The sequence below is a fragment of the Mycetocola miduiensis genome (assembly GCF_900115155.1).
Taxonomy (GTDB): domain Bacteria; phylum Actinomycetota; class Actinomycetes; order Actinomycetales; family Microbacteriaceae; genus Mycetocola_A; species Mycetocola_A miduiensis.
The window spans coordinates 32723-59721 of record NZ_FOVM01000010.1; the positions used below are offsets into that span (position 1 = coordinate 32723).

General features: G+C 65.7%; 28 protein-coding genes. 24 read left to right on the plus strand and 4 right to left on the minus strand.

Annotation, left to right across the window (positions count from 1 at the left end):
- Positions 1-4 precede the first annotated feature (4 nt).
- The 15 genes from rpe (at position 5) to pyk (ending at position 17201) form a co-directional block, all read left to right on the plus strand.
- A complete protein-coding gene (gene rpe / locus BM197_RS14585) occupies positions 5-694 on the plus strand; it encodes a ribulose-phosphate 3-epimerase (protein ID WP_090712815.1) in 690 nt (229 codons plus the stop codon).
- 13 nt (positions 695-707) lie between these two features.
- Positions 708-971 carry a phosphoribosyl-ATP diphosphatase gene (locus BM197_RS14590; RefSeq protein ID WP_090712817.1) on the plus strand — a complete coding sequence of 88 codons (264 nt, stop codon included), beginning with the start codon at positions 708-710 and terminating at the stop codon, positions 969-971.
- Between the two features lie 55 nt (positions 972-1026).
- Positions 1027-1866 (plus strand): ATP phosphoribosyltransferase, encoded by an 840-nt coding sequence (gene hisG / locus BM197_RS14595; RefSeq protein ID WP_090712819.1) that lies wholly within the window; start codon positions 1027-1029, stop codon positions 1864-1866.
- A 13-nt stretch (positions 1867-1879) separates the two neighbouring features.
- On the plus strand, positions 1880-2641 hold the full coding sequence (gene hisF / locus BM197_RS14600) for an imidazole glycerol phosphate synthase subunit HisF (protein ID WP_090712821.1): 762 nt from the start codon (positions 1880-1882) through the stop codon (positions 2639-2641).
- Positions 2641-3021: a phosphoribosyl-AMP cyclohydrolase gene (gene hisI / locus BM197_RS14605; protein WP_090712823.1), complete on the plus strand. Its 381-nt coding sequence runs from the start codon at positions 2641-2643 to the stop codon at positions 3019-3021. The genes hisF and hisI overlap by 1 nt, the downstream gene beginning before the upstream one ends.
- Positions 3008-4543 carry an anthranilate synthase component I gene (locus BM197_RS14610; RefSeq protein WP_090712825.1) on the plus strand — a complete coding sequence of 512 codons (1536 nt, stop codon included), beginning with the start codon at positions 3008-3010 and terminating at the stop codon, positions 4541-4543. The genes hisI and BM197_RS14610 overlap by 14 nt, the downstream gene beginning before the upstream one ends.
- Positions 4540-5145 carry a Trp biosynthesis-associated membrane protein gene (locus tag BM197_RS14615; RefSeq protein WP_090712827.1) on the plus strand — a complete coding sequence of 202 codons (606 nt, stop codon included), beginning with the start codon at positions 4540-4542 and terminating at the stop codon, positions 5143-5145. Before BM197_RS14610 ends, BM197_RS14615 begins: the two co-directional genes overlap by 4 nt.
- 328 nt (positions 5146-5473) lie before the next feature.
- The gene (locus tag BM197_RS14620; protein WP_090712829.1) at positions 5474-5704 is read left to right on the plus strand and encodes a DUF6704 family protein; all 231 of its coding nucleotides are present in this window, start codon (positions 5474-5476) and stop codon (positions 5702-5704) included.
- A gap of 4 nt (positions 5705-5708) precedes the next feature.
- A complete protein-coding gene (gene trpC / locus BM197_RS14625; protein ID WP_090712831.1) occupies positions 5709-6479 on the plus strand; it encodes an indole-3-glycerol phosphate synthase TrpC in 771 nt (256 codons plus the stop codon).
- A gap of 3 nt (positions 6480-6482) precedes the next feature.
- The gene (gene trpB, locus BM197_RS14630) at positions 6483-7694 is read left to right on the plus strand and encodes a tryptophan synthase subunit beta (protein ID WP_090712833.1); all 1212 of its coding nucleotides are present in this window, start codon (positions 6483-6485) and stop codon (positions 7692-7694) included.
- A complete protein-coding gene (gene trpA, locus BM197_RS14635) occupies positions 7688-8479 on the plus strand; it encodes a tryptophan synthase subunit alpha (protein WP_090712835.1) in 792 nt (263 codons plus the stop codon). Before trpB ends, trpA begins: the two co-directional genes overlap by 7 nt.
- A 48-nt stretch (positions 8480-8527) precedes the next feature.
- Positions 8528-9499, plus strand: a complete 972-nt coding sequence (gene lgt / locus BM197_RS14640) for a prolipoprotein diacylglyceryl transferase (RefSeq protein ID WP_090712837.1) — start codon at positions 8528-8530, stop codon at positions 9497-9499.
- Positions 9500-9644: 145 nt separating this feature from the next.
- A complete protein-coding gene (gltB, locus tag BM197_RS14645) occupies positions 9645-14222 on the plus strand; it encodes a glutamate synthase large subunit (protein WP_090712839.1) in 4578 nt (1525 codons plus the stop codon).
- Positions 14215-15672 carry a glutamate synthase subunit beta gene (locus BM197_RS14650; RefSeq protein ID WP_090712841.1) on the plus strand — a complete coding sequence of 486 codons (1458 nt, stop codon included), beginning with the start codon at positions 14215-14217 and terminating at the stop codon, positions 15670-15672. The genes gltB and BM197_RS14650 overlap by 8 nt, the downstream gene beginning before the upstream one ends.
- A gap of 86 nt (positions 15673-15758) precedes the next feature.
- Entirely contained in the window at positions 15759-17201 is a 1443-nt protein-coding gene (pyk, locus tag BM197_RS14655) for a pyruvate kinase (protein ID WP_090712843.1), read from the plus strand.
- A 62-nt stretch (positions 17202-17263) separates the two neighbouring features.
- On the opposite strand, the gene BM197_RS16380 is transcribed toward pyk, so the two are convergent.
- On the minus strand, positions 17264-17431 hold the full coding sequence (locus BM197_RS16380; RefSeq protein ID WP_177216856.1) for a hypothetical protein: 168 nt from the start codon (positions 17429-17431) through the stop codon (positions 17264-17266).
- 160 nt (positions 17432-17591) lie between these two features.
- Between BM197_RS16380 and BM197_RS14660 the strand changes: the two genes are divergently transcribed.
- The gene (locus BM197_RS14660; protein ID WP_090712845.1) at positions 17592-18134 is read left to right on the plus strand and encodes a DUF6328 family protein; all 543 of its coding nucleotides are present in this window, start codon (positions 17592-17594) and stop codon (positions 18132-18134) included.
- 33 nt (positions 18135-18167) lie between these two features.
- Positions 18168-19010, plus strand: coding sequence for a non-homologous end joining protein Ku (gene ku, locus BM197_RS14665; RefSeq protein ID WP_090712847.1), 843 nt, complete (start codon positions 18168-18170; stop codon positions 19008-19010).
- Between the two features lie 6 nt (positions 19011-19016).
- Here ku and BM197_RS14670 read toward each other — a convergent pair whose 3' ends face one another.
- Positions 19017-20510 carry an FAD-dependent oxidoreductase gene (locus BM197_RS14670; RefSeq protein WP_090712849.1) on the minus strand — a complete coding sequence of 498 codons (1494 nt, stop codon included), beginning with the start codon at positions 20508-20510 and terminating at the stop codon, positions 19017-19019.
- Positions 20511-20696: 186 nt separating this feature from the next.
- On the opposite strand from BM197_RS14670, the gene BM197_RS14675 reads away from it, so the two are divergent.
- From BM197_RS14675 to BM197_RS14690, 4 genes are read left to right on the plus strand one after another with little or no spacing between them, the layout of a single operon-like run.
- Positions 20697-21572, plus strand: a complete 876-nt coding sequence (locus BM197_RS14675; protein WP_245762566.1) for an SDR family oxidoreductase — start codon at positions 20697-20699, stop codon at positions 21570-21572.
- A gap of 28 nt (positions 21573-21600) precedes the next feature.
- Positions 21601-21867, plus strand: coding sequence for a DUF7218 family protein (locus BM197_RS14680; protein ID WP_090712852.1), 267 nt, complete (start codon positions 21601-21603; stop codon positions 21865-21867).
- A gap of 26 nt (positions 21868-21893) precedes the next feature.
- Entirely contained in the window at positions 21894-22862 is a 969-nt protein-coding gene (locus BM197_RS14685; RefSeq protein ID WP_090712854.1) for a DNA topoisomerase IB, read from the plus strand.
- Between the two features lie 59 nt (positions 22863-22921).
- The gene (locus BM197_RS14690) at positions 22922-23437 is read left to right on the plus strand and encodes a CinA family protein (protein ID WP_090712856.1); all 516 of its coding nucleotides are present in this window, start codon (positions 22922-22924) and stop codon (positions 23435-23437) included.
- Here BM197_RS14690 and BM197_RS14695 read toward each other — a convergent pair.
- Positions 23431-23838, minus strand: a complete 408-nt coding sequence (locus BM197_RS14695; protein ID WP_090712858.1) for a ribosomal maturation YjgA family protein — start codon at positions 23836-23838, stop codon at positions 23431-23433. The genes BM197_RS14690 and BM197_RS14695 overlap by 7 nt on opposite strands.
- Before the next feature lie 114 nt (positions 23839-23952).
- Between BM197_RS14695 and BM197_RS14700 the strand changes: the two genes are divergently transcribed.
- The 3 genes from BM197_RS14700 (at position 23953) to BM197_RS14710 (ending at position 26518) form a co-directional block, all read left to right on the plus strand.
- Complete coding sequence (locus BM197_RS14700) at positions 23953-24819, plus strand: hypothetical protein (protein WP_090712860.1); 867 nt, start codon at positions 23953-23955, stop codon at positions 24817-24819.
- Positions 24820-24940: 121 nt separating this feature from the next.
- Positions 24941-25252, plus strand: coding sequence for a DUF7882 family protein (locus tag BM197_RS14705; protein WP_090712862.1), 312 nt, complete (start codon positions 24941-24943; stop codon positions 25250-25252).
- A gap of 135 nt (positions 25253-25387) precedes the next feature.
- On the plus strand, positions 25388-26518 hold the full coding sequence (locus BM197_RS14710; protein WP_425435732.1) for a fatty acid desaturase family protein: 1131 nt from the start codon (positions 25388-25390) through the stop codon (positions 26516-26518).
- Here BM197_RS14710 and BM197_RS14715 read toward each other — a convergent pair.
- Entirely contained in the window at positions 26496-26960 is a 465-nt protein-coding gene (locus BM197_RS14715) for a hypothetical protein (RefSeq protein WP_090712866.1), read from the minus strand. The two genes, BM197_RS14710 and BM197_RS14715, sit on opposite strands and share 23 nt — an antisense overlap.
- Between the last annotated feature and the right edge of the window lie 39 nt (positions 26961-26999).

Sequence of the window (26999 nt, forward strand, 5' to 3'; positions counted from 1 at the left end):
CGGGATGTCGATTCGAATCTCCCCGAGCATCCTGGCCGCTGATTTCGTCAACATGGAGCGTGACCTCGGTCGAATCGGCACAGCCGACCTCGTCCACGTCGATGTGATGGACAACCACTTCGTGCCCAACCTCACCTTCGGGCCGCAGATGGTCGACCGGATCCAGCAGGTCTCAGTGCTGCCGCTCGACGTGCACCTGATGATCGACAACCCCGACCGTTGGGCGCCCGGCTACGCCGAACTGGGCGCATACAGCGTCACCTTCCACGCCGAGGCGACAGCCGAGCCCGTTGCCCTTGCCCGTCGTCTTCGGTCGATCGGCGCCCGAGCCGGTATCGCCCTCAAGCCGGGCACACCCGTCGAGCCGTATCTGGAGCTGCTCGGCGAGTTCGACCAGGTGCTCGTCATGACGGTCGAACCCGGCTTCGGCGGCCAGTCGTTCATGCACGAGACGATGCCCAAGCTGCACCTGCTGCGGCAGGAACTCTCCCGCACCGGCGGAGATGTCTGGTTGCAGGTCGACGGCGGAATCAACGAGGACACCGTCGGCATCGCCGCCGAAGCTGGCGCAGACACCTTCGTCGCCGGCTCGAGCGTGTTCAACTCGGACCGTCCCGAACTGCGGATCAGCGCGTTGCGCGAGGCTGCGGCATCCGGTCACGCCCACGCGCACGGCCCGTCGGCGCGGACCTAGTACCCTGATAACTGTGAAGACATTCGACGACCTGTTCGCAGAACTCAGCCTGAAGGCTACCGAACGCCCGGAGGGCAGCGGCACGGTTCGCGAACTGGATGCCGGCGTCCACGCCATCGGCAAGAAGATCGTTGAAGAAGCCGCAGAAGTGTGGATGGCGGCCGAGTATCAGAGCGACACCGAGACCGCCGAAGAGATCTCGCAGTTGATCTACCACCTGCAGGTTCTCATGCTTGCGAAAGGCCTCTCGCCGGAGGACGTCTACCGACATCTGTGACGCCAGCGCCACAGCCGACACCTCCACGAACAGATCAAACACGAGAGACTTCCGCATGTTGAGAATCGCAGTGCCCAACAAAGGCTCGCTAGCTGAGACAGCCGCCCAGATGTTGTCCGAGGCCGGGTACGCCGGTCGCCGTGACCCCAAAGAGCTTCACCTTCTCGACGCTCCGAACGGCGTCGAATTCTTCTTCCTCCGCCCGCGCGACATCGCCACCTATGTCGGATCGGGGGCACTCGACGTTGGCGTCACCGGTCGCGACCTTCTCCTCGATTCCGGCTCGGACGCATGCGAAATCGAAAGCCTCGGCTTCGGCGACTCAACCTTCCGTTTCGCGGGACCCACCGGCCGGTTCTCGAACCTCGCCGACCTCGCCGGGCACCGGGTGGCGACGAGCTACCCCGGCCTCGTCGGAGCGTTCCTGGCCGGGCACGACGTCGACGTGACCCTCGTTCCGCTGGACGGTGCCGTCGAATCCGCCGTGCAGCTCGGTGTGGCGGATGCTGTCGCTGACGTCGTCTCCACCGGCACGACGCTGCGCAAAGCGGGTCTCGACATCTTCGGCCCGGTGATCCTCGAATCGACGGCCGTGCTGATCGGCTCCCCGCAGGAGAAACCGGGACTGGAGACGCTCCGACGCCGGCTGCAGGGTGTTCTCGTCGCCCGCCGTTTCGTGCTGATGGATTACGACCTGCCGGCGGAACTGCTCGACCAGGCCACAGACATCGCCGGTGGCATCGAATCACCGACCGTGTCGCCGTTGCGCGACAAGGACTGGGTCGCCGTCCGTGTGATGGTTCCGCGCGAGCGCACCAACCAGATCATGGACTCCCTGTACGAGCTGGGCGCGCGGGCGATTCTCGTCAGCGCCATCCACGCCGCGAGACTTTAGCGGGGGCGGACCGATGACCGTTGCGTGCCGTGTGATTCCTTGCCTCGACGTCGCCGCGGGCCGGGTCGTGAAGGGAATCAACTTCCAGAACCTCCGTGACGCCGGCGACCCCGTCGAACTGGCCCGCCGCTACTACGAGCAGGGTGCGGACGAACTCACGTTCCTCGATGTCACCGCCACCGTCGACAACCGGGCGACCACCTACGACGTCGTCACCCGTACGGCGGAGCAGGTTTTCATCCCGCTCACCGTCGGTGGGGGAGTTCGCTCCGTCGACGACGTGGCTCGGCTGCTCGGCAGCGGCGCAGACAAAGTCGGCGTCAACAGTGCCGCGATCGCCAGGCCGCCGCTCCTTGGCGAGATCGCCGACCGTTTCGGCGCGCAGGTTCTCGTCCTCTCCCTCGATGTGAAGCGGGGCGGATCCACGCACTCCGGCTTCATCGTCACCACCCACGGCGGCCGCACCGAAACGACGATGGACGCGCTCGACTGGGCACGGGAAGCCATCGAGCGCGGTGCCGGGGAGCTCCTCGTGAACTCGATCGACGCCGACGGGACGAAGCAGGGCTTCGACACCGAACTGATCTCACTCATGCGCGAGATCAGCAGCGTCCCAGTGATCGCCTCAGGCGGCGCGGGCAAAGCGGCAGACTTCCCACCGGCGATCGCAGCCGGCGCGGATGCGGTCCTGGCTGCGAGTGTTTTCCACTCGGGCCTGCTGACCATCGCCGACGTCAAACAGGAATTGACCCACGAAGGGGTATTGGTGCGCTGATGAGCGTTTCGTCGACCATCCAGCAGATTCAGTTCGATGCGGACGGCCTCATCCCGGCCATCGTGCAGCAGTGGGACACCGGAGAGGTGCTCATGCTCGGTTACATGAACGACGAGGCGGTCCGGCGCACCCTCACCGAAGGCCGGGTCACCTTCTGGTCGCGGTCCCGGCAGGAATACTGGCGCAAGGGCGACACCTCCGGCAATGCCCAGTACGTGAAGGGCGCGGCGCTCGACTGTGACGCCGATACCCTGCTTCTGCAGGTGGAACAAATCGGCGTTGCCTGCCACACCGGCACGAGGACGTGTTTCGACGCCCACGAGCTCAGCCCCGCCATCGGCGACCAGCCCGACGAGGAATCCGCCGATGACAACGAGTAGGGGCACGGGCTCCACCGACCGGGCGTCCTTCAATGCGCTCGCACGCGACCACCGTGTCATCCCGGTGATTCGTGAACTCTTCGCCGACGGTGAGACCCCGGTCGGGATCTACCGCAAACTCGCCATCGGCAGGCCGGGCAGCTTCTTGCTGGAATCCGCCGAACAGGGCGGCATCTGGTCTCGGTTCTCCTTCGTCGGCGTGTCCACGTTCGGCGTGCTCACCCAGCACAACGAGTCCGTTGAGTGGATCGATTACGGGATCAGCCGGGAACGCGCCCTCGGGGATGCCACGGGGCTGCGTCCCCTGCAGGCGATCTCCGAGCTGCACCGCCGCTGGGAGACGCCGCACATCGACGGTCACCCTCCGCTCACCGGCGGCCTGGTGGGATTCATCGGCTGGGAGGCCATCCGGCAGATCGAGAAGCTGCCGCACCGCCCGCCGAAAGAGTTCGACGTGCCCGGCCAGGCACTGTGCTTCGTCGCCGACCTCGTCGTGCTCGACCACCGCAGCGGCACCGTCCAGCTCATCGCGAACGTGCTCAACGACGGCCTCGACGACGAAGCGACCCTGTGGCGCTCGGCGCAGGACCGGCTCGACGCCATGCAGTCCCGGCTGGCCCAGCCGAACGACGCCTGGCTCGCCGAGGTGGATCTCGCGACGGCTCCGAACCCGCGATTCCGTACGGAGAAGTCCGACTTCCTCGACGCGGTCGTGACGGCGAAAGAGCGCATCCGTGACGGTGATATCTTCCAGGTCGTGGTGTCCCAGCGCTTCGATGAGGATTGCACTGCCGAACCCATCGACGTGTACCGAATTCTACGGAGTCTCAACCCGAGCCCGTACATGTACCTGCTTACCCTGCACAACGTCGATGGCACGCCGTACTCGATTGTCGGTTCGAGCCCTGAAGCGCTCGTCAAGGTGCAGGACAAACGGGTGCTCACCCACCCGATCGCCGGATCGAAGCCACGCGGGGACACCCCGGAACGGGACATCGAACTGGCCGATGAGCTTTCCGGGGACGCGAAGGAACGCGCCGAGCACCTCATGCTCGTCGACCTTGCACGCAACGACCTGCTCAAGGTGTGCACGCCCGGCAGTGTCGAGGTGACCGAGTTCATGCGCATCGAACGGTTCAGCCACATCATGCACCTTGTGTCGAGCGTCGAGGGAACCCTCAGGGACAGCGCGAGCCCGATCGACGTGTTCACCGCCACCTTCCCGGCGGGAACACTGTCAGGGGCGCCCAAACCCCGCGCCCTCGAGATCATCGATGAGCTCGAACCCGCTCAACGGGGCGTGTACGGGGGAGTGGTCGGGTACTTCGCGTTCTCGGGTGACATCGACCTCGCCATCGCCATCCGCACGGCGACCATCGTGAACGGGGTCGCCCACGTGCAAGCCGGCGGCGGTCTGGTTGCCGACTCGGACCCGGAGAGCGAATACCTCGAGTCGCAGCACAAAGCAGCAGCGCCGCTCCGCGCGGTGGCTGTCGCGAATGCGATGAAGCGCGTGCGATGACATCCACACCGCGCTCGGGGAAGCGCTCGAAGTACCTCCTGATCCTGGGCTCGCTGGCCCTCAGCGGAATGGCCCTGATTGCCTGGACGCAGACCTGGCTAGTGGTGGAACTCGCGCCGGGTTCGCCGGCGACAACGGTGACCGTCGATGGCGTGGTCGCGGCTCCGGCCATCGCGGCCCTTGCCCTTGCCGGGCTCGCCCTCGCGGCGGCGCTGGCCATCGCCGGACTGCTGTTCCGCATCATCCTCGGTGTGCTCAACATCGTGCTCGGCGGTTGCATCGCCCTGTCTGGAGTGCTTGTACTCACCGGGCCCGTCGCCTCGAGCGAGGCCGCTGTGACCAACGCCACCGGGATCGCCGGGTCGAAGTCCATCGCGGACCTCGTCTCAGCCACCTCGCTCACCCCGTGGCCGTTCATTGCTCTCGCCACGGGCATCCTGCTCACCCTCGTCGGAGTGGGCATCGTCGTCACCGCCAGGCGCTGGCCGTCGTCGTCCCGCAAGTATTCGGCGGTTCGCATGGAGCCCGCCGACTCGGACGCCATGCCCGACTCGGTCGACAGCTGGGATGACCTCACGAGGGGCGACGACCCGACCCGCTGAGTCACCGTGCCTGGGACCCGCTCGGTCACAATCGGTCGAAACGCCTCCACCTCGGGCGAAAATGGGTGCACTTTCGCCCGACGAGTCGCCATTGCCGACCGAGCAACGGATGCCGCCCGCGAGCCGCAAACAGGAGATCGCACGAATACCAGGACCGAAAGGCCACAAGCATCCTGCTAACCGTGCGATCTCCTGAAAACCGTTCGAAGAGAAGCAAGCCGTCTTTGTGATGCCCGCCGCCCGCCGTTCGGTGGCCAAGCAGCCGCCGCAGGCGCCCACCTCCGACACCCGATAGACTGATCCGGCACTGATTGATTGAAGGAGACCCATGAGCGCAGAGTCGACAGACCTAGGACACGGCCACTCACCGGCTGCCTGGACGGCGGTAGTAGTGATGCTGCTCGCGTTCCTCATCGGCACCGTCGCCTTCTGGCTGGACTGGGCCTGGCTGGTTTGGGCTTCGGCAGGCCTGCTCGTCGTCGGCGCGCTTCTCGGCTGGATCCTCGCCAAGGCGGGATACGGCGTGAACGGCCACAAGTACAGCCCGAAGGACCACTAACCCCGTGCTGGCCGACCTTACGGCTGGCGCACTCCACGACGCACGCGAGCGCGAACTGTTGCGCCCGCTTTCCGTTGTTGAATCCGCTGCTGCGGATGCTGCGCCACCACTCGATGCCCTTTGCGCGCTGTCACCGGCGGCATCCGTCAAGATCATCGCCGAAGTCAAGCGCGCGAGCCCTTCGCGCGGTGACCTCGCCGACATCCCGGATCCGGCCCAGCTCGCTGTCTCGTACGAGCGCGGGGGAGCCAGCGCGATCAGCGTCCTCACCGAAGGCCGCAAGTTCAAGGGATCGCTCGACGACCTCGTGAACGTGCGCAACTCGGTCGAGATCCCTGTGCTCCGCAAAGACTTCATCTCGATCCCATACCAGGTCTTCGAGGCCCGGGCTGCAGGGGCTGACATCGCCCTGCTCATCGTCGCAGCACTCGACCAGCGCACCCTCGCCGAGCTGTACAGCCTGATCACCGACCTCGGCATGACCGCGCTCGTCGAAACCCACAGCGCTGACGAACTGGAACGCGCCCTCGACCTCGGCGCAGGACTCATCGGCGTCAACGCGCGCGACCTATCCACCTTCGAACTCGACCGCGACCTGTTCGGGCACCTCGCACCGCAGATCCCTTCAGGGGTCATCCGCGTCGCCGAGTCGGCCGTCAAGTCCCCGTCCGACGTCGCGCACTACCGCGAAGCGGGAGCGGATGTCGTCCTCATCGGAGAAGCGCTCGTCACGAGCGACCCCATTCTCACCCTCGGCGAATTCCTGGCGGTATAACTCATGGCACTACGCGACGAAACAGGCCCATACTTCGGCGACTTCGGCGGGCGCTTCGTGCCCGAATCCCTCATCGCCGCCCTCGACGAACTGTCGGAGGCCTGGGAGCTGGCGAAGCTGGACCGCGGATACGCGGCCGAGCTCAACGAGCTGCACAAGACCTACACCGGGCGCCCGTCCCTCATCACCGAGGTCCCCCGGTTTGCGCTACACGGCGGAGGGGCCCGGATGATCCTCAAGCGCGAGGACCTCAACCACACCGGCTCACACAAGATCAACAACGTCCTCGGCCAGGCGCTTCTCACCAAGCGGATCGGTAAGACCCGGGTCATCGCCGAGACCGGCGCCGGTCAGCACGGCGTCGCCACGGCGACCGCAGCCGCACTGTTCGGGCTGGATTGCGTCATCTACATGGGCGAAGTCGACACTGAGCGCCAGGCCCTCAACGTCGCCAGGATGCGCCTGCTCGGAGCTGAGGTCGTCGCCGTCAAGACGGGCTCACGCACCCTCAAGGACGCCATCAACGACGCCATGCGCGACTGGGTGACCAACGTCGACACCACGAACTACATCTTCGGTACCGTCGCGGGCCCGCACCCGTTCCCGGCGATGGTCCGCGACCTCCAGAAGATCATCGGCGAGGAAGCCCGCCAGCAGGTCCTCAACCTGACCGGAAAGCTTCCGGATGCCGTCGCGGCCTGCGTCGGCGGCGGATCGAACGCGATGGGCATCTTCCACGCCTTCCTGGATGATGCGGATGTCGCGCTGTACGGTTTCGAAGCCGCCGGCGAGGGTGTCGAAACACCCCGCCATGCCGCCACCATCACCAAGGGCCGCGCCGGCGTGCTTCACGGCGCCCGCAGTTTCCTGCTCCAGGACGAGGACGGCCAGACCATCGAGTCGCACTCGATCTCCGCCGGCCTCGACTACCCGGGTGTCGGCCCTGAGCACTCCTGGCTGGCCAGCATCGGCCGGGCCAACTACCGCCCGGTGACGGATGCCGCCGCGATGGCCGCCCTCCGCCTGCTCAGCCGCACCGAAGGGATCATCCCCGCGATCGAGAGCGCCCACGCCCTGGCTGGCGCGCTCGAGCTCGGCAAGGAACTGGGCCCTGACGCCACCATCCTCATCAACCTGTCCGGTCGCGGCGACAAGGACATGGAAACAGCCGGTCGGTACTTCGACCTGATCGACGCAGGAGCAGAACAATCGTGAGCAGTGTGGCATCCGTCCTCCGAGCTAGACGGGATGCTGGCAGCGGCGCCCTGATCGGTTACCTTCCGGTCGGGTTCCCCAATTTCGACGAAAGCGTCGATGCGGCCGTCGCCATCGCCGAGAACGGCGTCGACATCATCGAACTGGGCCTCCCGTATTCGGACCCGGTCATGGACGGCCCTGTCATCCAGAAGGCCACCCAGCAAGCGCTGGCCAACGGGTTCAAGCTGCGGCACGGTTTCGAGGCCGTCCGGCAGATCACCGCTCGCGTCGACGTCCCCGTCCTCATGATGACCTACTGGAACCCTGTCGTGCAGTACGGCGTCGAGCGGTTCGCCGACGACCTCGTCGCAGCAGGCGGCGCCGGCCTGATCACCCCGGACCTCATCCCAGACGAAGGCAGCGACTGGCTCGCCGCGTCTGAGCGCACCGGGCTCGACCGGGTGTTCCTCGCCGCACCGTCTTCGAGCGACGCGCGCCTCCGCCAGGCCGTCGAGTCGAGCAGGGGATTCGTCTACACCGTGTCCACCATGGGCATCACCGGCGCGCGCAGCGACGTCGACCAGGCCGCGAAAGTCCTCGTCTCGCGACTGCGTGACGCGGGCTGCGAGCACGCCTGTGTCGGGCTGGGGATCTCCACGGCCGAACAGGTGCGCGAGATCCTCGCATACGCCGACGGAGCGATCGTCGGTTCAGCGCTCGTCAAGGCTCTCGCCGAAGGCGGAGTCGAGCGCGTCGCAGCCGTCGCCAGCGAATTGGCGCGGGGAACCAGCCGCGCGAACTAGAGTTAACCGCGCACGAACGACAGCAACCCAGAAAGGCATGGAACCCACGTGTCCATCCACCTGAGCATCCCGAGCCCGGACGTCAGTTCGATCCAGCTCGGTAACTTCACGATTCACTTCTATGCCATCTGCATCCTTGTCGGCATTCTTGCTGCCGCCTTCCTGACCAACGCCCGGCTGACGAAGCGAGGCGCCGAACCCGGCATCGTCCTCGACATCATTCTCTGGGCCGTGCCGTTCGGCATCATCGGGGCGCGGGTCTTCCACGTCATCACCCACCCGGACGACTACTTCTACCCCGGCGCCGACCTGCTGCGCACCCTCTACATCTGGGAGGGCGGCATCGCGATCTTCGGTGCGCTCATTGGTGGAGCGGTCGGCGCCTGGATCGGCTGCCGGATAACCGGCATCCGCTTCTGGACGTTCGCCGACGCTGTCGCTCCCGGGCTGCTCCTCGCCCAGGCATTCGGACGATTCGGCAACTGGTTCAACCAGGAACTGTTCGGTACCCCGACCACCCTGCCTTGGGGCCTTGAGATCGACCAGTCGAATCCCGCCTGGCCGCTCGGCCTTCCGGCAGGAACCCTGTTCCACCCGACCTTCCTCTACGAAGTGATCTGGAACCTCGCCGGCGTCGCCGTCCTCCTCCTGCTCGAGCGGATGTTCCGCCTCCAGTGGGGCAAAGTCCTCGGTCTCTACCTGATCTGGTACGGCCTCGGCCGTACCGTCTGGGAGTCGATCCGGATCGACCCGAGCGAGGTCATCCTCGGCCTGCGGGTCAACGTCTGGGCAGCCCTGCTCGCGATCCTCGTCGGCCTTGTGATCTTCATCGTGCAGTCCCGCAGGCACACCGGTCTCGAGCCTGGGCCGTACGTCCTCGGTCGCGGGTGGGAAGGTGCTCCTGCTGGGGTACACTCGTCTCACAGCGATTCGGACTACGTGGATCTCGGCGAGCCCGAGGAAACCGCTCCCGAATCGATCGACGCCGCCGCCACAAGTGAGATCGGCTCAAAGTCTTAGGTCCAGCCGCACCAACGGCTTTCCCCCGATAACACATTCGCCTGGCGTGTGAGATCACACTGCCCACTGCCGGGCGACGAACCCTCAATTTCTCTGGGCCATCGTCGTCCCACCGCCGATAATTCCTTGTGAGGACGGTTTTTCGATGGAGCCTCGACCCACTTTTTCCCAGTTCAGCCTGGTTCCTCCTGCCCAGGGTCTGTATGACCCTGCGAGCGAGAAGGATGCCTGTGGCCTGGCGATGGTTGCCACGCTCCGAGGCACCGCCGGCCACGACATCATCGTTTCGGCGCTCGACGCGCTGAGAAACCTCGAGCACCGCGGGGCCATCGGCTCTGACGCCGGAACTGGTGACGGTGCGGGCATCCTGACCCAGGTCCCCGACGAGTTCCTCCGGGCCGTCACCGACTTCGAGCTGCCCGCGGCCGGCCAGTACGCCGTCGGCATCGCGTTCCTGCCGCTCGACGACGTCGAACGGGCCGAGCTCAAGGCCGGGATCGAACGGCTCGCCGACTGCGAGGAACTTCAGGTTCTCGGCTGGCGCACCGTGCCGACCGACGACGACAACCTCGGCAGGCTCGCCCGCGACGCGATGCCTGCGTTCGAGCAGCTGTTCGTGTCGAGCACGAACACGACGGATGCTGGTGAGCTGGTCTCAGGGATCGCCCTCGACCGGCAGGCGTTCCGTTTCCGCAAGCGCGTCGAACGTGAACTGAACGGGTACTTCATCTCGATGTCGTGCCGGACCCTCGTCTACAAGGGCATGGTCACGACACTCCAACTCGAGCCGTTCTACCCCGACCTCAGCGACGAGCGCTTCGCCTCGAAGCTCGCGATCGTGCACTCCCGCTACTCCACGAACACGTTCCCGTCGTGGCCGCTCGCGCAACCGCTGCGGATGATGGCGCACAACGGCGAGATCAACACCGTCGAAGGAAACCGCAACTGGATGCGTGCCCGCCAGTCGCAGCTCGAATCCGACCTTCTCGGCGACATCCGCCCGCTACTGCCGATCATCACCCCCGGCGCGAGCGACTCAGCCTCGTTCGACGAAGTGCTCGAGCTGCTCACCCTCACGGGTCGGACGCTGCCGCACGCGATGATGATGATGGTTCCTGAGGCATGGGAGAAGCAAAGCGGAATCCCGCAGGAGCTCCAGGACTTCTACGAGTTCAACTCGATGCAGATGGAACCCTGGGACGGACCGGCTGCGCTGACCTTTACCGATGGCACGGTCGTCGGTGCGACGCTCGACCGCAACGGCCTGCGCCCCGGGCGCTGGCTCGAAACCACCGACGGCCTCATCGTCCTCGGCAGCGAGATCGGCGTGCTCGACATCGCTCCCGAACGGGTGAAGCGGAAGGGCCGCCTGCGTCCGGGTAAGATGTTCCTCGTCGACACCGAGGCACAGCGACTGATCGAAGACGACGAAATCAAGGCGGAACTCGCCGCGTCGCAGCCGTGGGGCGAGTGGCTCGAAGCCGGCCGTATCAACCTCGCCGACCTGCCTGAGCGCGAGCACATCGTGCACACGCCCGCGTCGGTCACCCGGCGCCAGCGCACCTTCGGCTACACCGAGGAGGAAGTGCGGATCCTGCTGCGCCCGATGGGCCAGACCGGTGCCGAACCTCTCGGTGCGATGGGTTCGGACACGCCGATCGCCGCACTGTCGAAGCGTCCCCGCCTGCTGTTCGACTACTTCACCCAGCAGTTCGCGCAGGTCACGAACCCGCCGCTTGACTCGATCCGCGAAGAGGTCGTCACGTCGCTGAAGCTCGGCCTCGGCCCTGAGCGCAACCTCCTCAGCTGGGGTCCGGAGCACGCTCACCAGGTCGTCCTCGACTTCCCGGTGATCGACAACGACGAACTCGCGAAAATCCAGCACATCGACCCGGCACACGGTTCCAGGACCACGACGACGATCAGGGGGCTCTACCGATTCGACGAGGGCCCGGATGCCCTGCGCAACCGGCTCACCGCGATTTGTGCGGAGGTGGACGAAGCCATCGAGGCCGGCGCACACTTCCTGGTGCTGAGCGACCGCGACTCGAACAAGGACCTGGCGCCGATCCCGTCGCTGCTCCTGCTCGCCACTGTGCACCACCACCTTCTCCGTGCCGAGAACCGCCTCAAGGTCGGCATCGTCGTCGAAGCCGGCGACGTGCGCGAAGTGCACCACGTGGCTACCCTGATCGGGTACGGCGCGTCCGCGATCAACCCATACCTGGCCATGGAGACCTGCGAGGATCTCGTCCGCAGCGGAGCCATCGAGGGCGTCACCCCCGAGAAGGCCGTGCGCAATGTCATCTACGCACTCGGCAAGGGCGTGCTCAAGATCATGTCCAAGATGGGCATTTCCACCGTCTCGTCGTACGCGGGCGCTCAGTGCTTCGAGGCCGTCGGGCTGAGCCAGGACTTCGTCGACGAATTCTTCACCGGCACCCACTCGAAGCTCGGCGGCGTCGGGATTGACGTAATCCAGGCCGAGAACCTCCGCCGCCACCAGTCGGCCTACCCGCTCAACACCGCGGAGATCTCCCACGAGCGGCTCGAAACCGGCGGAGAGTACTCGTGGCGCCGTGACGGTTCGCCGCACCTCTTCAACCCGGACACGGTGTTCCGCCTGCAGCACTCGACCCGCACCCGGCGATACGACATCTTCCGCGAGTACACGCAGCTCGTCGACAACCAGGCCGAAAACCTGATGACCCTCCGCGGGCTGTTCAAGCTCAAGACCGCCGATCGGGACCCGGTCCCGCTCGACGAAGTTGAGTCGGTGGCTTCGCTCGTCAAGCGGTTCTCCACCGGCGCGATGAGCTACGGGTCGATCTCCCAGGAAGCACACGAGACGCTCGCCATCGCCATGAACCGTCTTGGCGCGAAGTCGAACACGGGCGAAGGCGGTGAGGACACCGACCGGCTCCTCGACCCCGAACGCCGCAGCGCAATCAAGCAGGTGGCATCCGGCCGGTTCGGCGTCACGAGCATGTACCTCACTCACGCCGACGACATCCAGATCAAACTCGCCCAGGGTGCAAAGCCGGGCGAGGGTGGCCAGCTACCGCCGACGAAGGTGTACCCGTGGGTGGCGCGCACCCGCCATGCGACCGCAGGCGTCGGACTGATCTCGCCGCCTCCGCACCACGACATCTACTCGATTGAAGACCTGAAACAGCTGATTTTCGACCTCAAACGGGCGAACCCGTCCGCGCGAATCCACACCAAGCTGGTCAGCCAGTCGGGGATCGGCGCTGTCGCCGCCGGCGTCGCCAAGGCTCTCTCGGATGTCATCCTTGTCTCCGGCCACGACGGCGGAACCGGTGCCAGCCCGCTGAACTCGCTCAAGCACGCTGGAACGCCGTGGGAACTCGGGCTGGCCGAGACGCAGCAGACGCTCATGCTCAACGGCATGCGCGACCGCGTCGTCGTCCAGGTCGACGGGCAGCTGAAGACGGGAAGGGACGTCATCATTGGCGCCCTGCTCGGCGCTGAGGAATTCGGGTTCGCGACGGCGCCGCTCGTCGTCTCCGGATGCGTCATGATGCGCGTCTGCCATCTCGACACCTGCCCCGTGGGAGTCGCCACCCAGAACCCCGTCCTGCGTGAGCGGTTCGCCGGCAAACCCGAGTTCGTCGTTAACTTCTTCGAATTCATCGCCCAGGAGGTGCGCGAGTACCTGGCTGAGCTGGGCTTCCGCACGCTCGAGGAGGCCATCGGCCACAACGAGCTTCTCGACACAGACACGGCGATCGAACACTGGAAGGCGTCGGGGCTCAACCTCGAGCCGATCCTGATCGGGCCGACGTTCCGCGCGGACGAACCGAGGATGCACGCCAGGGAGCAGGAGCACGACCTCGACAAGCACTTCGACGTCGAGCTCATCAAGCGCAGCCACAACGTCCTGGAGCACGGAGGATCGGTTCGCATCGACCTGCCGATCCGCAACACCGAACGCGCCGTCGGCACCATGCTGGGACATGAGGTCACCCGCCGCCACGGCGAGAACGGGCTCCCGAGTGATTCCATCGACGTCCGGCTGACCGGTTCTGCCGGGCAATCGTTCGGAGCGTTCCTCCCCAGTGGGATCACCCTCCGCCTCGAGGGCGACTCGAACGACTATGTCGGAAAGGGCCTGTCCGGAGGCCAGATCGTGGTGCGTCCGCCGAGGTCGAGCACCTTCGACGCAGACCGCAACGTCATCGCAGGCAACGTCATCGGCTACGGTGCGACGCAGGGGAGCATGTTCATCTCCGGCGTCGTCGGGGAACGGTTCCTCGTCCGCAACTCCGGTGCGACCGCCGTCGTCGAAGGAGTCGGCGACCACGCACTCGAGTACATGACCGGGGGACTGGCGCTCATCCTCGGAGCGACCGGGCGCAACCTCGGCGCCGGGATGTCAGGCGGCACCGCCTACGTCTTCGACCTGCAGCCCGACCGGGTTAACCGCGAGGCGCTCCAGTCCGGCGAGCTCGAACTCACCGCACTCGGCAGCGCCGACGGCGAAATCGTCCGCGACCTGCTGGAGCGGCACCGTGCTGAGACCGGTTCAGCACGTGCGGAACGACTTCTCGCCAATTTCGACGAAAGCATCCGCTCATTCGTGAAAGTCCTGCCCCGCGACTACGCAGCCGTGCTGCGCACTCGCCAGGACGCCGTCGCCGAGGGTCTTGACCCTGACGGTGACGTGGTCTGGGGCCGAATCCTGGAGGTAACCGGTGGCTGATCCCAAGGGATTCCTGAAAGTAACGGAACGGGAGCTGCCGAAGCGGCGCCCCGTGCCGATCCGGCTGATGGACTGGAAAGAGGTGTACGAGCAGGGCGATCCCACCCAGCTGCGCCGGCAGGCTGGCCGTTGCATGGACTGCGGTGTGCCGTTCTGCCACCAGGGCTGCCCGCTCGGCAACCTGATTCCGGAGTGGAACGACCTCACCTGGCGCGGCGAAGGCAGACAGGCCATCGAGCGGCTGCACGCCACCAACAACTTCCCGGAGTTCACGGGCCGGCTGTGTCCTGCACCGTGTGAGAGCTCGTGCGTGCTGGGCATCAACCAGCCGGCCGTGACCATCAAGCAGGTCGAGGTGTCGATCATCGACCAGGCGTTCGCGAACGGCTGGGTCGACTCGCACCCGCCCGAAAGCCTCACCGGCAAGACCGTCGCCGTCGTCGGCTCCGGCCCTGCCGGGCTCGCGGCGGCACAGCAGCTCACCCGCGCCGGCCACACCGTCGCCGTGTTCGAGCGGGACGACCGGATCGGCGGCCTCCTGCGCTACGGCATCCCCGACTTCAAAATGGAGAAGAAGCACATCGACGCCCGTCTCAAGCAGATGGCCGACGAAGGCACCCGGTTCCGCGCCGGGGTGAACATCGGTGTGGACATCAGCTGGAGCGACCTGCGTGCGCGCTACGACGCCGTCGTCATCGCGACCGGCGCCATGGTTCCCCGCGACCTGCCCATCCCCGGTCGGGACCTCGCCGGGGTGCACTTCGCCATGGACTACCTCGTGCCGCAGAACAAGGTCGGCGCCGGAGACGACGTCACCGGCCAGATCACGGCTGAGGACAAGCACGTCGTCGTCCTCGGCGGCGGTGACACCGGTGCGGACTGCATCGGAACCGCGCACCGCCAGGGTGCGGCATCCGTCACCAACCTGGCGATCGGCAAGCAGCCGTCGCCGGTGCGGACCGACGCGCAGCCATGGCCGATGATGCCGAACCTCTTCGAAGTGCAGAGCGCCCATGAAGAAGGTGGAGAGCGGGAGTACCTCGTGTCGACCGTGGAATTCCTCGCCAACGAGTCGGGTGAGGTCCGCGCCATCCGGGTTGCTGAAACCGAATTCATCGACGGTCGCCGGGTTCCGAAGAGCGGAACCGAACGGGAGATCCCCGCGGATCTCGTCCTGCTGGCACTCGGCTTCACCGGACCCGAATCGGATTCGCTCGCCCCACAGCTCGGTGTTCCGTTCGACGATCGCGGAAACGTGGAACGCGACAACGATTACCAGACCAGTGAACCGGGTGTCTTCGTTGCAGGAGACGCCGGCCGAGGACAGTCGCTCATCGTCTGGGCCATCGCAGAAGGCCGAGCGGCGGCCGCTGCGGTCGACCGGTATCTCGAGGGGGAGACGAACCTGCCGGCACCCGTCCGCCCGACCGACCGCGCCATCTCGCTCTAGACTCGATGGCGGGGCTTACGCCCGCCCGCTTCCCGCCCCGCAATCCCGCCAGCGCATTCGAAGCGCAGAAATATGGAGCAGTACCTATGAGACGAGCCAAAATCGTCGCGACCCTCGGCCCGGCTACCGCCAGCTATGAGGATATCCGCGCGATCATCGACGCCGGTGTGAACGTGGCCAGGATGAACCTCAGCCACGGCAGCTACGACGTGCACGAAGGCGTCTACGCCAACGTCCGGAAGGCAGCAGCCGACGCCGGAAAGCCCGTCGCAGTTCTCGTGGACCTCCAGGGACCGAAGATCCGCCTCGGCAAGTTCGAAGGCGGGCCCTATGAGCTCGCCGAAGGCGACATCTTCAAGATCACCACCGAAGACGTTGTCGGCAGCAGGGAACTGTCCGGCACCACCTTCAAGGGTCTGCCGAACGACGTCAAGCCCGGTGACTTCCTGCTCATCGATGACGGCAAGGTGAAGGTCAAGGTTCTCGAGACCGACGGCGTTGTCGTCACCACCGAGGTCGTCGTCGCCGGGGCCGTCTCCAACAACAAGGGCATCAACCTGCCCGGTGTCGCTGTCAACGTTCCGGCCCTGAGCGACAAGGACGAGGCCGACCTTCGCTGGGGCCTCAAGCTCGGCGCCGACTTCATCGCCCTGTCGTTCGTCCGCAACGCCGAAGACATCACCCGCGTCCACGAGATCATGGCCGAAGAAGGCAAGCGACTCCCGGTCATCGCCAAGATCGAGAAGCCGCAGGCGGTCGACAACCTCGAAGAGATCATCGACGCGTTCGACGGCATCATGGTCGCCCGTGGCGACCTCGGCGTCGAACTGCCGCTCGAAGCGGTGCCGATCGTGCAAAAGCGCGCCGTTGAACTGTGCCGCCGCATGGCCAAGCCGGTCATCGTCGCCACCCAGATGCTCGAGTCGATGATCTCCAGCCCGATCCCGACGCGTGCAGAAACCTCGGACGTCGCCAACGCCGTCCTCGACGGTGCGGATGCTGTCATGCTCAGCGGCGAGACCAGCGTCGGTGAGTACCCGGTGATCACCGTGCAGACGATGGCGCGAATCATCGAGTCGACCGAGGACCACGGTCTCGAGCGCATTCCTCCGCTCGGCACCAAGCCCCGCACCCAGGGCGGCGCCATCACCCTGGCCGCGAGCGAGGTCGCTGACTTCGTCGGCGCCAAGTTCCTCTGCGTCTTCACCGAGTCAGGTGACTCCGTGCGCCGGATGGCTCGTCTGCGCACACAGATCCCCGTCCTCGGATTCACTCCGGACGAAGGCATCCGTCGCCGCATGCAGCTCAACTGGGGTGTCGAGACGTTCCTGGTCGACCGGGTGACCCACACCGACGCGATGTTCGGGCAGGTCGACGATGTTCTCCTCGGGCTTGGCAAAGCACAAATCGGTGACAAGGTCGTCGTGATCTCCGGTTCCCCTCCCGGAATCTCGGGATCGACCAACGACCTGCGCGTGCACAAGGTCGGCGACGCACATCACGGAGTCGTACCCGCTTACCAGAACTAAAAGCGGCGGTTTCTACAGCGCGGGTCCGGGTTCCGGGCCCGCGCTGATGTCGTTCGGGGTTGTTACAGGTCGTCAGTCAGGTTGTCGTCATCCGAGTCGAATTCGAGGTCGTCGATCGGACGCTCGTCGTCGGGAAGAACGTCCAGGTCATCGTCGTCGTCTGGCAAAACCGCGAGGTCCTCGTCCTCGTCGTACTCCACCGGGTCGTCGTCTGGTGTCAGGTGCGTCATTGTGCGATTTCCTTCCCGCTTCTGAGCTGGGGTAGCCCTTCCGCGCCCCCGTTGTCGGGAAACACTAGGCTTGCGAGGAGCCGTGCTCAAGCCCTTGACCGGCCTCGAACGCCGGTGTTAACACAGAGCACAGGCACGACCGAGAACCGAAGGCGGACCGATGGCACCGGAGAGCACTTCCCAACCCGAGCGTCCAGGAGGAGGCGACGTCACGGGCGACCGCCACGAGACTGAGACGGAACGGTTGGACCGCAACTGGACCGATGTGCTGCAGGAGTTGAGGGTCGTGCAGGCCGGCACTCAGATTCTCACCGCTTTCCTCCTGGCGATCGCGTTCCAGCCGCGGTTCCCCGAGCTCGACAACTATCAGCTGCTGCTGTACCTGGCACTTGTGTCTGTGTCCATCACCACCACTCTCCTCAGCCTCCTGCCGGTCAGTGCCCACCGAATCCTGTTCGGCCACCTCGTGAAGGAGGCGACCGTGCAGATCGGAGACCGGATGCTTCGCGCGGTTCTCGTGGGCGTGTCCTTGTCGATGATCGGCACCGCGATGCTCATCTTTGACTTCGTGATCAGCCGCCAAGCCGGCGTCATCGCTGCGGTGACCGTCGCACTCATCGTCCTCGCGCTCGGACTCATCATTCCTCTCGCTGTGCGGGGTTCGGTGGCCCGGCGGCACCCCGAACAGGTTCGCAAGGGCTAGGCATCATCCGTTCGACTGGTGTTCACTGGTGGCATGAGAGCAATCTGGAAGGGCGCGATCACGTTCGGGCTGGTCAACGTGCCGGTGAAGGTGTACAGCGCCACCGAAGACCATGATGTCGCCCTGCACCAGGTGCACGACAAAGATGGCGGCCGCATCCGATACCAGCGTCGCTGTGAAATCTGCGGCAAGATCGTCAAATACGAGAACATCGACAAGGCGTATGAGGACGGCGATCGCACCGTCATCCTCACCGCCGAGGACATGGCATCCCTTCCGTCGGAGAAGAGCCGCGAGATCGAGGTCGTCGAATTCGTGCCGAGCGACCAGGTCGACCCCATCATGTACGACCGCAGCTACTATCTCGAACCGGACTCGTCGTCCGCCAAGGCGTACGTTCTCCTGCGCCGCACCCTCGAAGCCACTGACAGGACCGCGATCGTGCAGTTCGCTCTGCGGCAGAAGACCCGGCTCGGCGCACTGCGCTCCCGCGACGGTGTTCTTCTCATCCAGACGCTGCTGTGGGAGGACGAAGTCCGCAAGGCTGAGTTCCCGGCGCTGAACGAGAGTGTCCGGATCTCTGCCAAGGAGCTCGAATTGTCATCGTCACTGGTCGACAGTTTCGCCGACGACTTCACGCCGGAGAAGTTCTCGGACAGCTACCAGGAGGAACTCAAAAAGCTCATCGAGGCAAAGCTCGAGCAGGGCGATGCTGTCGACACCGATGCGACGTTCGGCGAGAGCGCCGAGGAGTCGGGTGAGAGCGGCGAAGTGATCGACCTGATGGAAGCCCTCCGCCGAAGTGTGGAGAAGTCCAGGGACGCGAAGAAGAAGTCGTCGAAGACGCCGGCGAAGAAGACGAGCAAACCCGCCTGAGCCGGCTCACTCGGCGAGCGGCTGGACGGCTGGTCCTTCGAGAACCTCTCCGTTCGGTGTGTACCGGGAGCCGTGTAGCGGGCAGTCCCACGACCTCTCGGCGTTGTTCCACGCGACGATACCGCCGAGGTGGGTGCAGACGGCGGACCGGCGGTGCGTGACACCGTCTATCGTGCAGACCGCCACCGGCGAGACCCCGTGCCGGACGACGATCCCTTCGCCTTCGGCCGGGGGATTCGTTGGCTCGGGAGTGAGTTCGGCTGCTGCCCAGCCGTGTGCCAGGTCGCCGGCGACTTTCGCCCCGGCCTCGAGCGTGCTCCCGATTGCGGTGAACGCCGATGGCCGGCTTTCGAGGCTCTCGGCCCAGGCCGGGCGGGCGTCGGCCAGACGTGACGACAACGCGATCGCAGCGGCGACCGCATTGGTGAAGCCCCATTTCGCGTACCCGGTAGCGACCAGCACGCGATCGTCGCCAGCGGTGATCGGACCGAAGTGTGGCAGCTCGTCTGTCGATCGGTAGTCCTGCGCCGACCAGCTGTGCGAGGCAGCGGTGCCGGAGAATGTCGTCTCTGTCCATCGCAGCAGGTCGTCGAACCGCTCCAACGTCGGAGCGCCCTTGCCGCCTCGGTGGCCGTTGCCGCCGACGACGAGATAGCTGCCGTCTGCGCGATGGACGTCGCGGATCGAGCGGGTCTGCTCGTCGACGGACAGGTACATGCCTTCGAGCGACCGGTCGGGCCAGCGGCAGGCGATCGCGTAGGAGCGCTGGGGGATCAGCGTCGCAAAGTGAGCACCGCGTTTCGGGAACGGGGTGCCCGTCGCGACAACCACGCGCTCGGCGGCGACGTCGCCCCGGCTGGTCGACACAATGCACGGGTTACCGGACTCGATCGATGTCGCGCGGACGCCCTCGATGACCAGCCCGCCGTTCCGGCGAATTGTGCGGACGAGCGAGTCGAGAACGTCCATCGCGTCGACCTGGGCCTGGTCGGCCAGGTACACGGCCGCCAAAACCGGAAACGGGAGCTCCAGACTGCGGGTCGCCGAGACGTCGAGTCCGAGGGCGGATGCCGCGTCAAGCTCCGCTTCGACGGTCGGGGCCCCGGCATCCGTCGCGGCGTATGTGACAGCGGTGCGTTCGTCGTAAGCGACGCCGTTGTCGCGCAGGTGACTGAGCAGCCAATCCTGCCCGGCCCTGTTCGCCGCAACGTAGGCTTCAGCGAGTTCGCGAGAGACGGCATCCCGGATCTGGGACAGCCGAGACCCCTGCAGCAGCGACACCTTACCCGTCGTGTTCCCCGTCGTGACAGCGCCAACCGACCGCGCCTCGAGCACGACGACCGACCGCCCCTGCTCGGCGAGCATCGCCGCGGTGGTGAGTCCGGAGAGGCCGGCTCCGAGGATGACGACATCGACGGGGTCCAGCGAGCGCCATTCGTCCGTCGTTATGGGGGCCGGGCGGTCCAGCCAGAGTGAACGGTGCTGGGGCTGGGGCGTCATGGTGGGTATCTTTCGGTCTCGCGGCACGGGGTGCCCGGGCTGTACTGGGTGCCGGAGCCGGATAACGCTACTGGGATTGCCCGGCGTGGCGCCACCCCTTGAGCCCCGTGAACGCAGGCACGTATGGTTGCTCGCACCATTCGCCCGTCGACCGCCGAGCGCGGATCCCACCCGAAAGGTCTCTCAGTGACCAACACCGATCCCACAAAGAAATACACGTCCGAGGACTTCCCCCGCCAGGAACAGGACCAGCCGGGCCTGACGTCGAAGACCGACCCGCGCCCCGACCACGGCGAGGACAGCTATGTCGGAAGCGGAAAGCTCGACGGGCAGGTCGCGCTGATCACCGGGGGCGACTCCGGAATCGGCCGTGCCGTGGCCATTGCGTTCGCCCGCGAAGGCGCCGATGTGGCGATCTCCTACCTTCCTGAGGAGCAGGACGACGCTGAGGACACAGCGACGTGGATCGAGAAAGCGGGCCGCCGTGCCCTGCTGCTGCCAGGCGACGCGCGCGAAGAGCAGTACAGCACCGACATCGTCGAACTCACGGTGGAGGAGTTCGGGCAGCTGGACATCCTTGTGCTCAATGCGGCATACCAGGAGAACCGGAAAGGGCTGGAGAACATCCCAACACCTGAGTTCGATCGCGTGTTCAAGACCAACCTCTACGCCCCCATGTGGACCGCCCGCGCGGCGATCCCGCACCTCAAACCGGGTTCCTCCATCATCACCACGTCGTCGATCCAGGCCTTCCAGCCGTCACCGGAACTGATCGACTACGCCATGACCAAGGCGGCACAGGTCGCGTTCACCCGAGCACTCGCCGACCAGCTCGGCGAGAAGGGCGTCCGGGTCAACGCTGTGGCCCCAGGCCCGATCTGGACCCCCCTGATCCCTGCGACGTCATGGCCGGACAAGGTTGTGACGTTCGGGCAGGACACTCCGCTCGGGCGAGCCGGGCAGCCGGCCGAACTGGCACCCGCCTACGTTTTCCTGGCATCCGACCAGGCATCATACGTGTCGGGTTCCGTACTCCCGGTCACCGGCGGTAAGAGCCTGTGACCGGCGGAAGAGACCGAGGGGAGGGGCGATGCCAAAGGACAGCAACCCGTCGTTGAAGGACCCGGAGCTCTACGACGAGCTCCGAAAGGATGGCGCATCGAAGCAGAAGGCTGCCCGGATCTCCAATGCGGCTGCCCAGCGGGGACGAGCCTCTGTTGGCCGCAAGGGCGGCGAGTCGGGAAGTTACGAGGACTGGACGGTCGCTGACCTTCGGAAGCGCGCGAAGGAGGTCGGAATCAGCGGCTATTCGAATAAGCGCAAAGCCGACCTTATTTCGGAGTTGCGCAATTCCTGAGTTCACGCGAAACGGCAGGAGGCCCGGTGCCCCGGCTTCGCAGGAGTGACACGACCGGGCCTGGGTACGGGCGGAGGAGGACCCGCTCCGGGTTCCGTTACATCGACGAAGGCGGCCGACCGCTCCACGACGAAGCCACCATCGAGAGGATCACTGCTCTCGTCATCCCGCCCGCCTGGACGGATGTCTGGATCGCCCCATACGCGAACGCACACATCCAGGCGGTGGGCACTGACGGGGCGGGGCGCAGGCAATACCTGTACCACGAGGCCTGGTCGAGAAAGCAGGCCGAGCGAAAGTTCGACAGGGCTCTCGACCTTGGCCTCGCGCTGCCCTCCGCGCGACGGCTGGTGACTCTCGACCTGCGGGGTGTAACCGGCTCGCGTGAACGCGCCCTCGCCGCCGGCTTCCGCCTCCTCGATTCCGCCCGGCTCCGCGTCGGCAGCGAACGCTTTGCGCTGGAACACGGCAGTCACGGGCTGACAACCCTGCTGTGTGCCCACGCGACGGTCAGTGGGAACAGTGTGCTACTCGACTTTCCCGGAAAAAGTGGGCAGGCGTGGTCAAGCGAAACCGAAGATGAGGACCTCGCCGCGGTCGTCCGGTCGCTCAAAACGCGCGGGCCACGGGCGCGGCTCCTGGCCTGGAAGAGCGGAAACACCTGGCGGCCACTGCGGGCGCAGGAGGTCAACGATTACGTCCGCGAACGAACGAACGGCGACTTCACCGCCAAGGACTTTCGCACGCTTCACGGGAGCATCATCGCTGCGACGGCGTTGCGCCGGCTGGGTGTTGCGCCGAACGCGACCCGATGTGCCCGGAACGTCGTGATCGCGGTGAAGGAAACGGCTGACGCTCTCGGCAACACCCCCGCTGTCGCCCGCAGCAGCTACATCGATCCGCGCGTACTCGACCGGTACCAGTCCGGCGACCTGCTCGAGGGTCGGGGTCTCGCGCCGGAGACCGCCCTACGCCGGCTCATCCTTGGAACCTGAACGGGCGCAGAGGAGTCAACCCCTTGGGGGAGCCCCGCCTCGCTGACAAGAATGAGGGGATGACCTCACCTGACCCCAGCGAAGCACAGGCTGCAGCCCTGGCCGAGTCCATTGCAAACGCCGTGGACGGCACCACATTTCGGATAGCCGTCGCGGAGTCGCTGACCGGTGGTCTGCTCGCATCGAGGCTCGCCGCTGCGCCCAACTCGTCGAGCTGGTTCGCCGGGGGAGTGGTCGCATACATGACCGAGACGAAGCACCGGGTACTCGACGTCGGTCCAGGACCTGTCGTCTCCGCCAGGGCGGCCGAGCAGATGGCAACCGGTGTGGCGAGGCTGCTCGGCGCTAACCTCTCGCTGTCCGTCACCGGCGTCGGCGGGCCTGACAAGCAGGACGGCCGGGAGGTGGGCACCGTCTTCATCGGCATCCATTCACCGCGCGGTGAACTCCACGTCGCTGAAAGACAACTCGGCGGCAGCCCTGAGGAGATCGTGGACTCCGCAATAGTTGCAGCACTGCGCCTGCTCGAGTCGCGGGTGCACGCGCTCGTCCAGCAGAACGCGCGCAGTCACTGAGCCTTGGGTTGCCTGCTCACCGCACGACGGGCGATCAAGCGCCTCGCCAGGTGGTCGATGAGCACCGCACAGAGTGTTCCCGCCGCATAGGCGATGAGATCGGATGCCACAAACGTCGTACCGAGGACGTAACGGGTCGGCGGCACCAGGCGTGCAGCGGCCGTCGGGATGCCGGTGAGCTGCAGCATTTCGACGACGACGCAGATGCCGAACGCGATCGCCCCGATCCGGACGGACGGCGCCGCGGGCATCACCAGCGCGATGAGCGCGAACAGCAGCGTCGCGTAGAGGATGCCACCCGCAGCGTCGCCCGCAACCCCTGGCACCGTTCGCAGCAGCAACCCAACCGCAACGATAGGTACGCAGACAGCGAGGAGGACACCTCTCGATCGGGTCCTCATGAATGGGTTCCTGGGCACGCCCTCATTCTGGCGGACTGCGCCAGAGCCCGTCGTCCGAACTCGAGTGCCGTCTGCCGCGTATCCTGAACGAAGAACGAGCAGGGGAGAACGCCGATGGACTTGACCGACGTGCTCTCCGACCTCTATCTCCGCGCTCCGACGGAATTCGTGACGGTGCGCACCGCCCGGGTTCAGGCAGCGCGGGACGACGGCGACGCCGAGCTGGCGAAGCGCATCGGCCGGCTTTCGAAGCCGTCGACCGCTGCATGGCTCATGAACCTGCTTGCAGCGAGACGGACGACGGACGTCGACGACATCGTCGAGTTGGGGGCGTTGATCCGGGATGCCGAGAAAAACATGGACGCCCAGGATCTGCGACAGCTTGGAAAACAGCGCATAGCGCTCATCCGCGCCCTGGCCAGGCAGGGCGAAGCGCTGGCGGCGGAGGCGGGCCAGAAGGTCAGCGCTGCCGCCATGCTCGAGGTGGAGCAGACGCTGCACGCGGCGATGTCCGACCCGGCGGCTGCCGACGCGGCGCGGAGCGGACGGCTCGTCCGGGCGTTGTCGTCGAACGGAATCGAACCCGTCGACACCGACGGCGCCGTTGCTGAGCCATCGGTGATCATCGAACGGGCGTCACGCCCTGCACTCAGGGTCGTTGAAGACGCGTCTTCCCCCCGCCGCCTCGCGGAAGCCGAGAAAAAGGCTGAGGCTGCCGCGGCCGCGGCCGCAGCGGCAAAAGACGAACGGGAGGGGGTTCGCGAGAAACATCGTGCCCTCGCCGGGCACCGTGCCGAACTCACGCGGGAACGACAGGATCTCACAGCCCGGCTTTCGAAGCTTGACGAGGAATTGTCGGCCATTGAGCGGGAAGACGACGCTCTTCGCCGCGCCGCGGCGTCCGTCGATCACCGGCTCGATGTCGCCAAGCGCGCGGCGGACCGGGCAGCCGAACGCGTCGCCTCGCTTCGCAAGAAGTGATCGCGTTCGCCGCTGAAAGCATCCGGCGCCGGTCAAATCGTTTTCGGCCAATGTGTGATCTGGAGCCCCTTCGCCCACTATCGTGCTTAAGGGGGCACATCACCCGTCCGGAGAGGAAAGCATGGGAAAACTGCTCTATGGACTTCCGCCCGTCGAGATCAATGCCACCGATCGGGAGTTGGCGCACCTCAGGGTCGTGATGATCACAAAGCTCCGGCGCGGTGAGATGTTCGCTTTTGCGGTGGACGGCCGGGTCGAGAACGCGGGTCCTGGACGGCGGATCCTCTGGGTACACCCGTCGATTCCTCTGCAGTTCCAGTTCGACGGCACGGTCGAGGAAAAGCTCAACCGGGAATGGCTCGAAGAGCTGATGTCTGCGGCGAACAGCGGCGGAAACCTTCGACTCACAACAGAACCCGCCGAACACGCCTGACCCCCACACCTGACCGGGGCGGCGTCATACCTCGATGTCCGATGTGAATCTGGATCCTGCACACCCTGGCGCGTAGACTTACGCTCACGGCAGCCCCAGACCCGGTAGCCCCCTTCCGCCGGTCTGGAGGACTCCGTGGCATCCGACGTTCCCCTTTCTCTCCCCGTTCACTCGCCGCGGCCGCACATCCGGCAGAATCCGACGAGCGACTTCTCCGAGTTGGCGCGAAGAATCCAGGCCTCTGGCCTGATGCGGCGGCGATACGTGTACTACTGGGCCAAACTGCTCGCTGTGCCGCTCGGGTTTGCCGGGGCTTTCGCCGTCTTCATCCTGGTCGGAGACACCTGGTGGCAGTTGCTCGTCGCCGCCGGGCTGGCTGTGTTGTTCACCCAGACAGCATTCCTCGGCCATGACGCGGCGCACCGGCAGATCTTCCGGTCTGGCCGGTGGAACGACTGGACAAGCCTCGTGATCGGCGACCTGTTCGTCGGGATGAGCTACGGCTGGTGGCAGCACAAACACACTCGCCACCACGCGAACCCGAACAAGGAGGGCGCAGACCCCGACATCGAACTGCCGGTGATCTCCTTCACCCCTGAGCAGGCCGCCCAGCGTCGCAACCCCGTCACCGCGTGGGCAGTCGCCCACCAGGGGGCGTTCTTCTTTCCGATTCTGCTGCTCGAAGGCCTGTCTCTTCACGCGTCGAGTGTCCGGCGGGTTTTCAGCAGGGAACACATCGACCGGCGCTGGGTGGAGATTGGGTTCCTCGTCTTCCGCCTCGGCGGGTACCTGGCTCTCGTCTTCGTCGTTCTGTCGCCGGGGATCGCTTTCGCGTTCCTCGGTGTCCAGCTTGGCCTGTTCGGCTTCTACATGGGTGTCGCGTTCGCGCCCAACCATAAGGGGATGCCTCTGCTCCCGCGCGAGGCGAAGCTTGACTTCCTGCGCAGGCAAGTGCTGATGAGCCGGAATGTGCGGGGCACAAGGTTCCTCGATGTCGTGCTCGGAGGACTGAACTATCAGATCGAACATCACCTGTTTCCGTCGATGCCGCGGCCTCATTTGCGCAGGGCCGCTCCGATCATCGCCGCGTACTGCCGGGAACGCGGCGTGACCTACACGCAGACCGGGTTGTTCGAGTCATACGGGATCGTGCTGCGGTACATCAACCGGGTCGGCCTGGGCCAGAGCGACCCGTTCGCCTGTCCTCTCGTCGCCGAGCGTTCCGCTTTGCAACCGGGCGACCTTACGCGCCGGTCCGCTCAGTGACGTCGGCTGGCCGCGCCTCGTGGTGTCGCAGTCCGTGGGTCCGCCGGTCTTCTTTCATTTCAGCTTCGAAGAGGTGGCGTTTGCCGCCGACCAGTTGCTGCCTCGCGTTGTCTTCTGCCGCGACGACGGCGCGATAGTAGTTCGCGTCGTAGTCTTCGACGATCTGGAAGGTCCAGCGTCCCTCGATCACATTGCGACCGACAATGTCGCGGTCGATCTCCGCGGCCAGGTCCTCATGGCCGGCCTTCCTGAGCAGCTCGACCGCCTCCCCGATAGCCAGGTCCGCTTTGCCGGTGAGCCGGTGGAATCCGTAAAGGTAGCCCCGTGCGTGCTCGATCACCTCGAGAGCTTCCGAGAGCTTGCCGAGCGCCTCTACGGTCTCATCGCTCACTCCATCCGGGCGTCGGTGTTCAGAGTCAGGGCCCGATTCGAAGGAAGTCATAGCCAGCCATTATGCCGTCGCCGGGTTGGGAACCGCCAT